Raw genomic sequence first — 14,324 nt, 5'->3', positions numbered from 1 at the left:
CGACTCAACGACTCATCAGCGATAGTCGTCATCAGCGATAGTCGTCGTCATCGAGGTCCACCTCGCGATACTGCTCGGCGGCGTCGGCCGGATCGACCTCCAGCGGGGTCTCACCCTCCGCGTCGCGCACGTCACGGTGCTGCTCGGCGGCGTCGGCCTCGGGGGCCTCGATCGACAGCTCTTCCATTTCGTCGAAGGGGAGGTCGTCCCCACGTACGTCCATCTCCGACATTGCAGTCCCCTTCTAGGTGCGGACGGAACCAGACTACGCCTGACCGAAAAGGTCGCCGTGCTCCTCGACTCTGGCCAGTACGGCGTGTGTCGTGAACACCAGTTCCTCCGGGTGCTCACAGCCCTCGACCTCCTTCCACAGCAGCGGCGTCGAGACCGTGGGCTGTGGCCCGGCGCGCAGTGAATAGGGGGCCACGGTGGTCTTGGCCGGGTTGTTCTGGCTCCAGTCGATGAACACCTTGCCGGGGCGCGCCTTCTTGGCCATCACGCTGACCACCTGGTCGCGGTGGGCCTTCTCCAGCACCTGGGCCAGCCTCTTGGCGTACGCCGAGGGCTCCTCGCGGCCGTCCCACTCCGCGTACAGCTGCATGCCCTTGTTCCCGCTCGTCTTCGGGCGGGCGGTGAGGCCGTCGGCGCGCAGCACCTCGCGCAGCATGAGGGCCACCCGGCAGCACTCGACGATGGTCGCCGGAGCCCCGGGGTCGAGGTCGAACACGAGCGTGTCGGGCGGCAGCGCCGCGCCGTCGTCGGACACCCGCCACTGGGGCACGTGCAGTTCCAGGGCCGCCAGGTTGGCGTAGTAGACGAGCGACGGCAGGCCGTCGATCACGGCGAAGTCGATCTCGTCGCGGTTCTTGGTGCTGCCCGGCACCGGCAGGGTGGCCCTCCTGACCCAGTCCGGGGTGTGGTCGGGGGCGTTCTTCTCGAAGAAGGACTGGCCGGTCACGCCGTTCGGGTAGCGCTTGACGGTGAGCGGCCGGCCCTCCAGGTGCGGCAGGAGCGCGGGGGCGACGCGGCTGTAGTAGTCGATCACCTCGGCCTTGGTGAAGCCGACCTCGGGATAGAGCACCTTGTCCAGGTTGGTCAGCACCAGCTGCCGCCCGTCGACCCGCACCGGGACCTTCGCTGGGCTCACAGCGTCACCTCCGAAGGGAGCTTGTCCGGGCGCAGGCCGCGCCACACCGGGTGGCGCAGCCGCAGATCGTCGGTCCACATCGTGTAGGCCACCTCCCCGACGAGCTCGGGTCTAACCCAGCGGTTGCGCCACGGGACGACGTTCTGGAAGGGGCTGCGGGGGATCTCCAGCGGGCTCAGGAACGCGTAGAGCTGGTCGAGCACGGCCTCGGTGAAGCCGGTGCCGACGTGACCGACGTACGTCAGGCCCTGCTCGGTGAACACGCCCATGATCAGCGAGCCGATCCCGCCCGACCTGCGGCCTTTGCCGGGCTTCCAGCCGCCGATCACGACGTCCCTCGTGCTGAGGTGCTTCACCTTGATCCACGACGGCGAGCGCGTGCCCGGCCGGTACGGCGAGTCGAGCCGCTTGGCGACGACGCCTTCCAGGCCCTGCTCCTGGGTGGCGGCGAGCAGGTCGGAATCTCCCGGGAAGTACGGCGGGGCGCCGATGTCCAGCTCGTCGAGGAGGCTGCGCCGGTCGCGGTACGGCAGGTCCAGCAGCGTTGTGCCGTCGAGGTAGAGCAGGTCGAACGGAAGGTACGTGACCGGGTACAGCTCCAGCATCACCTCCTCCGGGTCGGTGAGGTGCATGCGGTGCTGCAGCCGGACGAAACTGGGCCGCCCGCGCGGATCGAGCGCGACCACCTCGCCATCGATCACCGCATTCTTCACCCCGAACCTCGAAATTTCGGGATACCGGCGGGTGTACTCGACTCCGTGCCTTCCCGTCACCTTCAGTTCACGGTCCAGGTGGAGGATGGCGCGGATGCCATCCCACTTGACCTCCAAGCCATACCGCTCGCGATCTTCCGGTAGTCGTCCGGGTACGGCGAGCATTGGTTCGATGGGGTATGGCATTGGTTGCACCATGACGGGTATGTGCCCATAGGGCGAGCCCGCTAGAGCTGAGGAGTGCCCATGCGCAGCATCTGGAAAGGGGCGATCTCCTTCGGCCTCGTCACGATCCCGGTGAAGCTCTACTCCGCGACCGAGCAGAAGGACGTGACCTTCCACCAGGTACACCGCGAGGACGGCGGCAGGATCCGCTACAAGCGCGTGTGCACGGTCGACGGCGAAGAGGTCCCCTACTCCGACATCGCCAAGGGCTACGAGCTGGCCACCGGAGAGATCGTGGTGCTGACGGACGAGGACTTCGAGGATCTGCCGCTCAGCACCTCACGCAGGATCGACGTCCTCCAGTTCACGCCGGCCGACCAGATCGACCCGATCTACTTCGCCAAGTCGTACTACCTGGAACCGGACGGCCAGGGCGACAAGCCGTACGTGCTGCTGCGCAACGCCCTGGAGAGCTCGGGGCAGGTCGCCGTCGTCAAGGTGGCGCTGCGGCAGCGGGAGTCGCTGGCCACGCTCAGGGTGCGCGACGGGGTGTTCGTGCTGGAGACCATGTACTGGCCGGACGAGATCCGGGTGCCCGACTTCGGGTTCCTCGAAGAGGACATCGAGGTACGGGCCCAGGAGCTCAAGATGGCCGAGTCGCTCATCACCACGATGAAGGCGGACTTCGACGCGACCGAGCACCACGACGCCTACCGCGAGGCCCTGCAGCAGGTGATCGAGGCCAAGGTGGAGGGCAAGGAGGTCATCGCGCCGCCGGAGGGCGAGGAGGAGGCGGGTCCCGCCGTCGACCTCATGGCCGCGCTGCGGGCCAGCGTCGACGCGGCCAAGCGCGAGCGTTCCGGCGAGGCCGCCAAGCCCAAACGGGCCACCAAGGCGTCGAAGGACGCGGGAGACAAGGACACGGGGGAGAAGGCCGCTCCCAAGCGCAAGGCCCGCAAGTCCGCCTGATCCGACACCGCACTCCACCGACACCGCACTCCACCGACACCGCACTCCACCGACACCGCACTCCGGCGGCGTACGCACGCGGGCTGTTCGGGAAGTGCGCACAAACACCCGGCGGTGGGCACAAATACCGAGCGGTGCGCACAAAATGCAAAGGCGCCTTCGGCATCAAATGCCGAAGGCGCCCCGCATTTATCGGAGGGGGAGGCTTAGCCGGAGGAATTCCGCTTCACTGCTCCCCTGAAATGCCATGGGAATCAATTCTCGCCGAGCCCGGACGCGTTGGCGTGGCGACTTTTCCCGAGTGCCTGTGTCCTTTGTCGAGAACACAGGCACCCGGTGGTGCGTCCGGAGCTCACCTCAACCGCGTAACGGGTTGCATGGCTATCTCCTCGACGACCGGATCGGCCGTCTCCGAGTTGTTACTGAAGAGCCTCGCGACGAGCGCGCTCCTCTTCCTCACGCTCGAAGTTGAACGAGCGAGCGTTGGCGTCGGCGTCAGAGTCCGTGCGCACGGTGTTCTGGTTGTTGTTGTGCAGGTGGATGTGGACCTTGACCCGGCCACTGCGGCCGTGGTGGCGACGGCCCCAGCCGCCCCAGCCGCCCCAGCCGCCGCAGCGACGGCCACAGCCCCACGAGAAGGTGGAGGCGCTGGTGCTCGCGGAGGCGGTCGTAGCGCTGGCGGAGGTGGCGGTGGTCAGGGCGCCGAGGCTGATGAGGCCGCCGGACATACCCGTGCTGATCACAAGCCCTGCGATGACACTCTTGAACTTGGGCATTGAATTCCCCCCTAAAGGATCGGTTGCCCTGTTCCAGATATTTGCCGGAGTGAATGGTAAATATCTGGGATGACATTGAATGCGTCATCCGTGCTGATTTATTTCCGACGTTCCGGCGGGATAAACGGCCGTAGTTGTGTTTTGCTATACGCTAACTCTCTCATTGCTCTCATTAAGCATTTATGAAATGAAATGAAATGATTTGTCCGTTTTATGGGGGCGGGTGGTCCGCGATGCGGCCGCCCCGACTCCGGCTCGCGGCGATGGTCTGGAAGCGAGGCGCCGCCGAGAAATCCGGCTAAAGGCCGCGAATCGCGTACCGATAAATGCCAATAAAGGAGCATTTATCCGAAATGTAGGCTGGAGGGCGAGGGCGGTTATCGTTGGAGGAGGCGAGGAGGACGCATGACAGCAGCACCGATCCCGCACTGGCCAGGACGGATGTTCGGGTCGGTGCACGTGAGGAAGACCCCCGAAGGCGCCCCAGAGAAGGCGGTCTTCGTGCACGGCCTGGCCGGCGCGGCCACCAATTGGACCGACCTGATGGACGAGCTGAAAGACCTCGTCACCGGCTACGCCATCGACCTGCCCGGCGCGGGATTCTCGCCCGAACCCACGAACGGCGACTACACCATCGCCGCGCACGCCCGCGCGGTGATCGGCCTGCTGGAGGAGACCGGTCCCGCCCACCTGTTCGGCAACTCGATGGGTGGCGCGGTCGCCGTCAGGGTGGCCGCCACCCGCCCCGACCTGGTGCGCTCGCTCGTCCTCATCTCGCCGGCGCTGCCCGACCTGCTGCCCAGGTACGGCCCGATGCGCATCGCCGCCGCGGCACTGCCCCGGCTGGGCGAGTGGGTGGCGGGCAAGCTCCAGCTGATCCCCGCCGAGCAGCGGATCAGGTCCTCCTTCGCCATGGTCTGGGCGGACGTCGCCGCGGTCCATCCGCTACGGCTGCGCGACGCGATCGAGGAGCAGCGCAGGCGCGACGGGCTGCCCCACGCCGCCGCCGCCATGATCGGCTCGGCCAGGGGCATCGTGGCCGAGTACTTCCGCCGCGGCGAGGCGAACCTGTGGCGCCAGGCCGCCCTGATCGAGGCGCCCACCCTGATCATCCACGGCAGACACGACCGCCTGGTGCGCCCCGCCATGGCCGCCAAGGCGGCCCGTACGTTCCGGCAGGTCAGACTGGTCCTCCTGCCGCGCGCCGGGCACGTGGCGATGATGGAGACGCCCCGCGTGGTCGCCGCGGAGGCCCGCAGTCTGATCGGTGAGACACGCTTGGGGAATGCCCCACTCGCCAACTAGGTTTCACAGGTGGATGGGATAGTCCCCCTCGAACGGGAGCGTAGAAAGTGTCGTTGCCACCGCTGGTCGAGCCGGCCGCAGAGCTGACCGTCGACGAAGTGCGCCGCTACTCGCGCCACCTGATCATTCCCGACGTGGGGATGGCCGGGCAGAAGCGGCTGAAGAACGCCAAGGTGCTCTGTGTGGGCGCCGGTGGCCTGGGCTCGCCCGCGCTGATGTATCTGGCGGCGGCGGGTGTGGGCACGTTGGGGGTCATCGACTTCGACGTCGTCGACGAGTCCAACCTGCAGCGCCAGATCATCCACGGTCAGTCCGACGTGGGCCGGCCGAAGGCCGAGAGCGCCGCGGCCACGGTCCGCGAGATCAACCCGCTGGTCAACGTCGTCGTCCACAACACGGCGCTGACCAACGACAACGTGATGGAGATCTTCTCCGGCTACGACCTCATCGTCGACGGCACCGACAACTTCGCCACGCGCTACATGGTGAACGACGCCGCTGTGCTGCTCGGCAAGCCGTACGTCTGGGGCTCGATCTACCGCTTCGACGGCCAGGCCAGCGTGTTCTGGGCCGAGCACGGCCCCTGCTACCGCTGCCTCTACCCCGAGCCCCCGCCTCCCGGCATGGTGCCCTCGTGTGCCGAGGGCGGCGTGCTGGGCGTGCTGTGCGCCTCGATCGGCTCCATCCAGGTCAACGAGGCCATCAAGCTGCTCACCGGCATCGGCGACCCGCTGGTCGGGCGGCTGATGATCTATGACGCCCTGGAGATGAAGTACCGCGACGTCAAGGTCCGCAAGGACCCCGAGTGCGTGCTGTGCGGCAAGAACCCGACGGTCACCGAGCTGCTCGACGACTACGAGGCGTTCTGCGGCGCGATCTCCGACGAGGCCGCCGAGGCCGCGACGGGCTCGACGATCACCGCCCGCGAGCTCAAGGCCATGCAGGACAACGGCGACGACATCTTCCTCGTCGACGTCCGCGAGATCAACGAGTACGAGATCGTCTCCATCCCCGGCGCCACGCTGATCCCCAAGGGCGAGTTCCTCAACGGCTCGGCCCTGGAGAAGCTGCCGCAGGACAAGCGCATCGTGCTCCACTGCAAGTCGGGCGCGCGCTCGGCGGAGGCGCTGGCGATCGTCAAGAACGCCGGGTTCTCCGACGCGGTGCACGTCGGCGGTGGGGTGCTCAGCTGGGTCGCTACGGTCGACCCCAGCCTGCCCTCCTACTGATACTCATTTCGTGAGTCCGTCCACCGGCGTCGCCTTTCTGCGGATGGCGCCCGGTCGCCCGCATTAAGGTCGATGCCGTGGACGACGCCCGCCCCTGGCCCGCTCTCGTGGCGGCCTCCGTGCTGACCATGGTCTGCGCGGTCGCCGCCGGGGTCGCGGCCAGTGCGGCGGGCGCGGAGCTGTCCCGCGGCCCGAGCCCGGCCGAACTCCACTCGGCGGCCAGGCGGGAGGTCGCCGAGCGGTGGCGCACCTGGGCGAGCGGGCGCATCTTCCCCGCCAGCCTGCCCTACTCCGCCGAGCAGGGCGGCCGCGAACGTGCCAGCCGGATCGGCATCTCACCGGCCGTCACCTGCGCCGACTCCGTCGACGCCAAAGCCGCCAAGGCGCTGCGCAAGGCGGGCTGCCTGGGGGTGCTGCGCGCCACCTACATCGACGCCCTGCGGGGCGTGCTCGTCACCGTCGGCGTCGTGGCCCTGCCCGACGAGCCCAAGGCCGCACGCGCCAAGTCCGCCTTCCCCGCCGCCGGCGCTCCCGTGCCCGGCCTGCGGCCCGTGGCCTTCCAGGGCACGGTCTCCGACCGTTTCACCCCTTCCGTACGTCAGGCCGGCTCGGTACGCCAGGCCGGCCCGTACCTCGTGCTGACCACGGCGGGCCAGGTCGACGGCCGGCCGGCGCGCACGGTCGGTGAGCAGCGGCCGGCCATCTTCGCCTTCGCCGGCGAGATCTCCGAGCGGATCCTGGCCGACCTGAGCACGCCGCGGATGCCCGACTGCGCCTCCCAGGAGTGGCGGTGCTGACCCGCGCGGCCGTGCTCATCACGGCGACGCTCCTTTTCAGCGCCGGGTCCGCGCTGGGGGCCTTGAGCGCCGGGCCCACGCCGGGGCTCTTCAACGCCGCGCCCGCGCTGGCGGACGACGTGCGCGGCGGTCAGCAGCAGGTGATCAGCACGCTGGAGCTGAAGAAGGCGTGGCGGATCAGCAAGGGCGCGGGCGTCACCGTGGCCGTGCTCGACTCGGGCGTCGATCCCGGCCACCGCGACCTAGTCGGCTCCGTGACCGTGGGCAAGGACTTCACCGAGGGCGCCAACCCGCCGGACGTGCCGCCGCGTCGCCTGCACGGCACGTACATGGCCTCGCTGATCGCCGGACATGGCCACGGACACGAGGGCAGGCTCGGCGTGATCGGCGTGGCTCCGAAGGCGCGGCTGCTGTCGGTCCGGGTGATACTGGAAGACGAGGAGCCGGGGTTCAGGGAGTTCAACACCGCCGTGCGCTTCGAGAACGTGGTGGCCAGAGGCATTCGCTACGCGGTCGATCGGGGGGCGCGCGTGATCAACATGTCGATCTCCAAGGATCTGGCGACCGAGGAGGAGCGGGCGGCCGTGCGTTACGCGATCTCCAAGGGCGTCGTGCTGGTGGCCGCCGCGGGCAATGACGGCGCGGGCAAGCCCGATGAGACGGGATTCGCCCCCTTCTCCTATCCGGCCGCCTTCCCCGGCGTCGTCTCCGTGGGCGCCACGGACCGGCGGCTGCGGCGGGCGACATTCTCCAACTGGAACTCATCGGTGCTGGTGGCCGCGCCCGGCGTCGACATCATGGGAGCGGGCCCCGACGACGAGTACTGGGTCGGCAGGGGCACCTCGCAGGCCACCGCGCTGGTGTCCGGGGTGGCCGCCCTCATCAAGGCCAAATATCCGGCGATGTCGCCGCCGCTGGTCGCGCAGGCCATGACAGCGAGCGCGACCGACCGGCCACCGGGCGGCTACGACACCGGCACCGGCTTCGGCGTGGTCAACGCCGCCAAGGCGCTCGCCGAGGCGGCCCGGCTCGCCAAGCACACCGAGACGGCCGCGGGGGCGCAGGCGCAGGACCCCGCCCGGCCGCTCGCCGGCGGATCGGCGGGCCGGATCGAGGTCGTCAACAGGGACCAAGCGCGCGTAAAGGTCTATGGGGCGATCGCCTTGGCGGCCGCCCTCGGCGCGCTCTCCTCCATGTGGGCGATATTCGCCCTGGTCAGACGCGTGCGTCGCGCTCAGAATGGGCAAGACGCATGATCCGCCCGCTAAGGGGGACGAAATAGACACGAACCGAGCCTGGGAACGAGGCGGTGGTGAAGGCACGTAGGTCCACCTCAGGGTTGCCGCGCGCCGGGGGAGCCACATCGGGACGAAGGAACCCGCTCGGTGCTCCAGCCGGCCGCCGCTCTCGCGTGCGCTCCTGGCCGGCCGCCACCGGCCGCGACAGGCTGGCGAGCAAGGAGCGGGTGGAGCAGGCCGTGCTCCGGCAGGGTGTGCGCTTCCGCCGCCTGTTCGTGACGCTGGTCGGCACCATCGTGGTCGCCTCTGCCGTCCTCGTGCTGCTCGGCACGATCGGGCTGCTCGAGGAGACCCGGTCCCGCCCGCTGACCGCCGCCGAGCAGAACCAGTACAAACAAGAGGAGATCGCCAGGCGCTGGCAGGCGTGGCCCGCCACCGACGTCTTCCCCGAAGAGGTCAAGTACGTCGGGCTCGACAAGGCCCAGCAGTACGCCCGGCGCGTCGGCATCGCCCCCGAGACCGAGTGCGGCAAGGGCGTCGACCCGTCCGTGGCGGGCGTCCTCGACGACAACGGATGCGTGACCATGCTCCGCGCCACCTACGTGGATCAGACGGCCATGTTCGTCTTCACGGTCGGCGTGGCCGTACTCAAGGACGAGGACTCCAGGCTCTCGGCGACCGAGCAGCTCACCCAGGACGACCGGGTCGGCGTGCTGCCCGTGGCCTTCCCCGGCACGGTGACCGAGCGGTTCGGGGCCGACCAGCGCCAGCGTACGGGCTGGGTGGGCGCCGGTCCGTACATCGTGTTCTCGACGGCGGGCTACACCGACGGCAGGACCCGGGCGGCCATCCCGCCCGAGGAGATCCTCCACAGTGAGCTGTGGCCGGCGGGCAAGTCGATCGGCAACCAGATCGCCTACTTCCTGGCGGACCCGCCGAAGGTTCCGCCCTGCACTCAGGGGAACGTGTGCTGACCGTCGTACGCGCGCTGACCGCCGCCCTGGTCATGCTGCACGCCCCGGCGGCCGCCCCCGTCCGGGACCAGCAGCAGTGGGTGCTCGACGCGCTCAACGTCGAGCAGGCGTGGACGGTCACCAAAGGCAAGGGCGTCACCGTGGCCGTGGTCGACAGCGGTGTCGACGGCAAGCTCAAGGAGTTGCGCGGCCGCGTGACCGCCGGGCCCGACATGACCGAGGCCACCGTCCAGCGCCAGGCCAAGCCCGGCGAGCACGGCACCGCGATGGCCGCCCTCATCGCCGGGTCCGGGGCCGACGACGGGCTGATCGGCGTGGCGCCCGAGTCGGGCATCCTCTCCCTGGCCCTGGCCGTCGACGAGGACCCCGGCGCCGGCACCATCGACCCCCAGCAGGAGGAGCAGAGCGCGCTGGAGAGCCCGCTGGCCCGTGCCATCCGCTACGCCGCCAACCACGGCGCCAAGGTCATCAGCATGTCGATCGGCTCCTACGGGCCGCTCAAGTCCGAGCGCGAGGCCGTCTCCTACGCGCTCGGCAAGGGTGTCGTGCTGGTCGCCGCAGTCGGCAACGACGGGCAGACCAAGTACGCCAAGGACAACGGCACCTCGTTCTGGAGCTTCCCCGCGGGCTATTCGGGCGTCATCGGTGTGGCGGCCGTCGACAAGCAGGGCAAGAAGGCGACGTTCAGCAGCGACAACCTGTCCGTCCTCGTCTCCGCGCCGGGGGTGGGCGTGCCTGTCGTCAAGCGCAAGGGCGGCTACGAGCTGTCGGAGGGCACCAGCTCGGCCAGCGCGCTCGTGGCCGGGGTGGCCGCGCTGGTCAAGTCGCGCTATCCCGCCATGGCGCCCGAGCAGGTCGCGCAGGCCCTGGCCGCGAGCGCGCGCGGACGGCCCGCCGCCGGTTATGACGACAAGACCGGGTTCGGGGTGGTCGACGCCGGTGCCGCGCTCAACGCGGCCGAACGGCTGGCCGGGGAGCAGCGCGAGGTCGCCGTGCCCGACGACCGGCACTTCGGCGTCGGCGAGGACTCGCCCGGGCCGTCGCGTCCGGGGCCCGATCCGTGGCGGCTGTGGCTCTATGGAGGGGGCGTGCTGCTGGCGCTGGTGATGTTCTGCGGGGCCATCATCGTGCTCAATCAGCGTAGAGAGTAAAGATCCGCTATGGTCGCGCGTCATGGGATACGAGCTGCGCGTGGTTCGTGAGGCGCCCCTGGCGTTTTCCGAGCTCGCGAAGGCGATCGCGCCGGCCGGTTTCGGGCTGCGCGGGCCGGACGAGATCGTCACCGGACACGCCGGTGACACGCACGTCGTGGGGCACTGGCGCGATCAGGTGATCGGCGAGCCGGGCTCCGACTGGCAAGTGGCGCAGCTCGTCCTGCTGGCGTCCGCTCTCGGCGCCAGACTCGTCGGCGAAGACGGCGAGAGCTACACGCTGCGCGACGGCATCGTGGAGCTGGTGGCCGGCGGTTCGGTGGTCGAGATCGGCAAGTTCCACGAGATGATCGAGGCGGGGCCCAACGCATGGACTCCGTGAACCCGTTCGCCGAACGGGTCCTCGAGGTGGTGGAGTCCATACCGCCGGGCATGGTGATGTCCTACGGCGACATCGCCGAATATCTCGGCGAGGGCGGACCGCGTCAGGTCGGGCAGGTCATGTCGACCTGGGGCGGCGGCGTGCCGTGGTGGCGCGTGGTGCACTCCGACGGCACCGGCGCGGCCCCTGACCACGTGCGACGCTGTCTGGAGCACTGGCGCGAAGAGGGCACCCCCCTGCGCGGTGAGCGCGTCGACATGCGCCAGGCGCGCTGGGACGGTCGTTCAGCCGATTCTCAGAAACGAGTTTGACCAGCGGATTCGCTCGTTGGGCGAATCCGCCGCACGTGACTCCCCTTACGATGGCTAGAACCAGTGATGGCGGTTCGAAAGGCGGTGCCTTACCGATGGCAACCGGCGTCACAGCCCTGAGTCAGGGCGGCGATCTGATCGCCGATCGCCTGAAGGCTGTCCAGGATCTCTGTGACCGGGGTGAGCCGCTCGACGCGGTCATGCGGGCCGTCGGACCGGGCGGCCGCGACTCGGCGTTCGACACCGAGGCGCTCAGCGGACCACTGGGCGCGCGGATGGACTTGGCCGTCAAGCGTGGCGCGGCGCGCAGGCGTGAGCTCATCACGTTGCTGCGCCCCTACCTGGCGGCCGTGGACGCGGGCGTCAAGCGCGACCTGCCGGTCGCGCGGCGCCTGATCTGCCACCTCATCGAGCATCGCCCGGACGACGAGCTCGTCGACGGCGAAACGCTCACCAAGGTCGTGGCGGCGGCGGCCGAGCCGTCCAAGCGGATCCGCGCGGGTCTGCGCTGGTACGCCGACCTGCCCTTCCGAGACGAGCTCCCCGCCGACCTCTACCGGCTGCGGCGCGCTGACCTGGTGCCCGTGACCCACATCGACGACATCGTGTGGGTCAACGGCAAGCTGCGCGTCACCGGCTTCGCCTACCTGGCGGGCCTGTCCGTGCGTAGCCGCCGGTTCAACTGGGCGACCGTGGTGCTGCGCGGGCCGCGCTGGCTGCCTCCGGTGCGCCTGCGCACGCGCCGGGTGCTGGCCCCTGAGGCCACGCACGGCGCGCGCGAGCCCGGCTGCAACTACGACTGGTCCGGGTTCACCGCCGACCTCAGCCCATGGTCCCTGCGCTGGCGCGGAGCCGTGCGCGGCCTGGTGCACGCCGTACGCAGGCGGATGCGTCACCGGCCCGCCGTCCACGACACCACGACGTGGCGGGCCGAGATCGTCTTCTACAGCCGCGGCGCGCGGGCGACGGGCCTGCTGCGTGGCGCGTCCCCTGGTCGCACCGAGCGTCCCGCCGGGCTCAAGCTGCGGCCGGGCTGGTGGGCCAGGCCGGTGTGGACCTCCGATCGGGCGCTGCAGGTCGTGCTCCAGCCCAACCGCGCCGAGCTCACCGGGGTCTCCGTCGAGGGCGACCGCCTGGAGCTGAAGATCTTCCTGGCCGGCCGTACGGTGACCAAGGGCCACGCCCGGCTGGGCGGCCATCGCATGGCCGCCGAGTTCACGCCGGTGGCCAACGGCACCGAGGTGCTGGTCAGCCAGGCCGTGTCCGCCCTGTTGCAGGAGAAGGACGGGCGGCGGCTCTGGGTCGAGCCGAAGGGCGATCCCGCGGCGTCGGTCATGCTCGCCGACCTGGTGGAGACCAGGATGCCTTCCGGAGACCGCGAGATCACCGTGCTGGGCGACCGGCGCGACCGCGTGCTCGTCTCCGCCCACCGCATCCGCCCGGTGATCACCTCGGCGGTGTGGGAGGGGCTCACGCTGGTGCTGCGTGGCGACTACCCCGACGCGGCCGGGCCGCGCGTGCTGACGCTGCGCCACCGGTCGGGGCTGTCCTACCACATGCCGATGGAGCGTACGGGCGATAAGTTCTCCGTACGCGTCGAGCCCGCGTCGATGGACCGCTTCGGCGAGGTGGTGCCGCTGTCGTCCGGCACCTGGAACATGTCGCTCCGGCACCCGTCCGGGGAGATCGTCCCCGTCCGCATGGACCACGCGGCGCTGCCCGGCCTCGACGAGGCGCCGCGCGCGTCCGAGGGGCGGTCCTTCCGGATGCTCTCGACACGCTTCGACGTGCCGGTGGTGGCCGTGGAAGAGGAGCGGCCGGCCGACGAGAAGGGCGTCGCGGGCACTCACGTGCTGCGGCGGGTCTTCTATCCGGCGCAGCGCACCGAGCCGCTGACCGACGCGACCGTCTACGTGGTCAACGACGGCCGCCTCTACGCCGACAGCGTCCGGGCGATCTACGAGGAGCGGGTGCGGCGGGGTGATGACCGCGAGCACATCTGGATCGTCAAGGACGGCGCGTTCACGCCGCCTCCGGGCACGACCTCGGTGCGCGCCGGCAGCCGCGAGCACCACGCTGCGCTCGCCCGGTCCCGATTTATCGTGACAAATGCGTTCCTGCCGGTTTGGTTCCGCTCGCGCGAGGACCAGGTCGTCCTGCAGACCTGGAACGGCACGCCGGCCAAGCGCATCGGCAACGACCAGCCGCACATGACCCGCGACCCCCGCCCGCCGATCTGGCACCGGCAGGCGGCCGAGGTACGCGGCTGGGACGTGCTGCTGTCGCAGTCGCCCTGGGCCACGCCGGTGCTGCGGCGCGCGTTCGGCTACCAGGGGGAGATCCTGGAGAGCGGGCTGCCGCGCAACGACGTGCTCACCTCGCCGGACCGCGACTCGCTGGCGGCCGCGGTGCGGGAGCGGCTGGGCCTGGTCGAGGGCAAGCGCGTGGTGCTGTACGCGCCGACGTGGCGAGACTATGACCGCAAGAACGCGATGGTGAAGCTCGACCTGGCGAAGGCCCGCGAGGCACTGGGCGCCGACCACGAACTCCTGGTCAGAGCCCACCCTATGCAAGCCATGCCCGCCGTCCCCGACATCGCCCACGACGTCACGACTTATCCCGATATGGCGGATTTGCTGCTCGTGACGGACGTGCTGGTCACGGACTACTCCTCGGTCATGTTCGACTTCGCCGCCACCGGCCGCCCGATCGTCTTCTACGGGTACGACCTGGCGAAATACTCATCAAAGCGCGGCCTCTACATCGACCTCCCGGAGCAGGCGCCGGGGCCGGTGCTGTCGACGTCGGCGGAGGTGATCGACGCACTACGCTCGATCGACTCGGTGGCCGCGGCCCACGCGGACCGCTACGACGCCTTCCGCGCCACCTTCGCCCCCAAGGACGACGGCAAGGCCACGGCCCGAGTCGTAGACCACCTGTTCTCCTAGCCGATCGGCCACCCACCCATCGGGGCGGGTGGCCGTCTGCTCGCAAAAGGGCTTCACCGCGGGCGCTTCGCGCAACGGGCTCAGACGCCTTTCCAGTCGGCGCCCGCGCCGACCCCGTGAGGGTCCTCGCTCCGCTCGGGGGTCCTTTTTGAACGCTTCGCCGCTCCCTCGGCTGACTATGAGGGGCAGTGAGTGGGCATCAGGATGACATCCCGCAGA

14 protein-coding genes are annotated in these 14,324 nt (G+C 69.7%); 10 read left to right on the top strand and 4 right to left on the bottom strand.

Annotation, left to right across the window (positions count from 1 at the left end; genetic code table 11):
* Nucleotides 1-31: 31 nt before the first annotated feature.
* The 3 genes from ACIBO2_RS21750 to ligD (ACIBO2_RS21740) are packed head-to-tail and all read right to left on the bottom strand — an operon-like array spanning nucleotide 32 to nucleotide 2,046.
* The gene (locus ACIBO2_RS21750) at nucleotides 32-232 is read right to left on the bottom strand and encodes a hypothetical protein (protein ID WP_358551579.1); all 201 of its coding nucleotides are present in this window, start codon (nucleotides 230-232) and stop codon (nucleotides 32-34) included.
* Between the two features lie 33 nt (nucleotides 233-265).
* Nucleotides 266-1,147, bottom strand: coding sequence for a non-homologous end-joining DNA ligase (gene ligD, locus ACIBO2_RS21745; protein ID WP_358551577.1), 882 nt, complete (start codon nucleotides 1,145-1,147; stop codon nucleotides 266-268).
* Complete coding sequence (ligD, locus tag ACIBO2_RS21740) at nucleotides 1,144-2,046, bottom strand: non-homologous end-joining DNA ligase (RefSeq protein ID WP_358551575.1); 903 nt, start codon at nucleotides 2,044-2,046, stop codon at nucleotides 1,144-1,146. The genes ligD (ACIBO2_RS21745) and ligD (ACIBO2_RS21740) overlap by 4 nt, the downstream gene beginning before the upstream one ends.
* A gap of 60 nt (nucleotides 2,047-2,106) precedes the next feature.
* On the opposite strand from ligD (ACIBO2_RS21740), the gene ACIBO2_RS21735 reads away from it, so the two are divergent.
* A complete protein-coding gene (locus ACIBO2_RS21735) occupies nucleotides 2,107-2,994 on the top strand; it encodes a Ku protein (protein ID WP_358551573.1) in 888 nt (295 codons plus the stop codon).
* A 419-nt stretch (nucleotides 2,995-3,413) separates the two neighbouring features.
* Here ACIBO2_RS21735 and ACIBO2_RS21730 read toward each other — a convergent pair whose 3' ends face one another.
* A complete protein-coding gene (locus ACIBO2_RS21730) occupies nucleotides 3,414-3,770 on the bottom strand; it encodes a hypothetical protein (protein WP_358551571.1) in 357 nt (118 codons plus the stop codon).
* 405 nt (nucleotides 3,771-4,175) lie between these two features.
* On the opposite strand from ACIBO2_RS21730, the gene ACIBO2_RS21725 reads away from it, so the two are divergent.
* The 9 genes from ACIBO2_RS21725 to ACIBO2_RS21685 all read left to right on the top strand — a co-directional run bounded on the left by ACIBO2_RS21725 (nucleotide 4,176) and on the right by ACIBO2_RS21685 (nucleotide 14,105).
* Nucleotides 4,176-5,075, top strand: coding sequence for an alpha/beta fold hydrolase (locus ACIBO2_RS21725; RefSeq protein WP_397298653.1), 900 nt, complete (start codon nucleotides 4,176-4,178; stop codon nucleotides 5,073-5,075).
* A gap of 47 nt (nucleotides 5,076-5,122) precedes the next feature.
* Complete coding sequence (gene moeZ / locus ACIBO2_RS21720; protein WP_357944403.1) at nucleotides 5,123-6,304, top strand: adenylyltransferase/sulfurtransferase MoeZ; 1,182 nt, start codon at nucleotides 5,123-5,125, stop codon at nucleotides 6,302-6,304.
* 77 nt (nucleotides 6,305-6,381) lie between these two features.
* A complete protein-coding gene (locus ACIBO2_RS21715; protein WP_397298650.1) occupies nucleotides 6,382-7,101 on the top strand; it encodes a hypothetical protein in 720 nt (239 codons plus the stop codon).
* Complete coding sequence (locus ACIBO2_RS21710) at nucleotides 7,095-8,357, top strand: S8 family peptidase (RefSeq protein ID WP_397298648.1); 1,263 nt, start codon at nucleotides 7,095-7,097, stop codon at nucleotides 8,355-8,357. The genes ACIBO2_RS21715 and ACIBO2_RS21710 overlap by 7 nt, the downstream gene beginning before the upstream one ends.
* 155 nt (nucleotides 8,358-8,512) lie before the next feature.
* Complete coding sequence (locus tag ACIBO2_RS21705) at nucleotides 8,513-9,313, top strand: hypothetical protein (protein WP_357944410.1); 801 nt, start codon at nucleotides 8,513-8,515, stop codon at nucleotides 9,311-9,313.
* Nucleotides 9,307-10,464, top strand: coding sequence for a S8 family serine peptidase (locus tag ACIBO2_RS21700; RefSeq protein WP_358551563.1), 1,158 nt, complete (start codon nucleotides 9,307-9,309; stop codon nucleotides 10,462-10,464). Before ACIBO2_RS21705 ends, ACIBO2_RS21700 begins: the two co-directional genes overlap by 7 nt.
* A 22-nt stretch (nucleotides 10,465-10,486) precedes the next feature.
* Nucleotides 10,487-10,846 carry a hypothetical protein gene (locus ACIBO2_RS21695; RefSeq protein WP_358551561.1) on the top strand — a complete coding sequence of 120 codons (360 nt, stop codon included), beginning with the start codon at nucleotides 10,487-10,489 and terminating at the stop codon, nucleotides 10,844-10,846.
* Complete coding sequence (locus ACIBO2_RS21690; RefSeq protein ID WP_357944419.1) at nucleotides 10,834-11,157, top strand: MGMT family protein; 324 nt, start codon at nucleotides 10,834-10,836, stop codon at nucleotides 11,155-11,157. Before ACIBO2_RS21695 ends, ACIBO2_RS21690 begins: the two co-directional genes overlap by 13 nt.
* 95 nt (nucleotides 11,158-11,252) lie before the next feature.
* Complete coding sequence (locus tag ACIBO2_RS21685; protein ID WP_397298645.1) at nucleotides 11,253-14,105, top strand: CDP-glycerol glycerophosphotransferase family protein; 2,853 nt, start codon at nucleotides 11,253-11,255, stop codon at nucleotides 14,103-14,105.
* Nucleotides 14,106-14,324 lie beyond the last annotated feature (219 nt).

This window comes from Nonomuraea sp. NPDC050022, from assembly GCF_044460705.1.
GTDB lineage: Bacteria > Actinomycetota > Actinomycetes > Streptosporangiales > Streptosporangiaceae > Nonomuraea.
The sequence above is the reverse complement of the archived record's forward strand: the minus strand, read 5'-3'. Positions and strand labels throughout refer to the sequence as shown.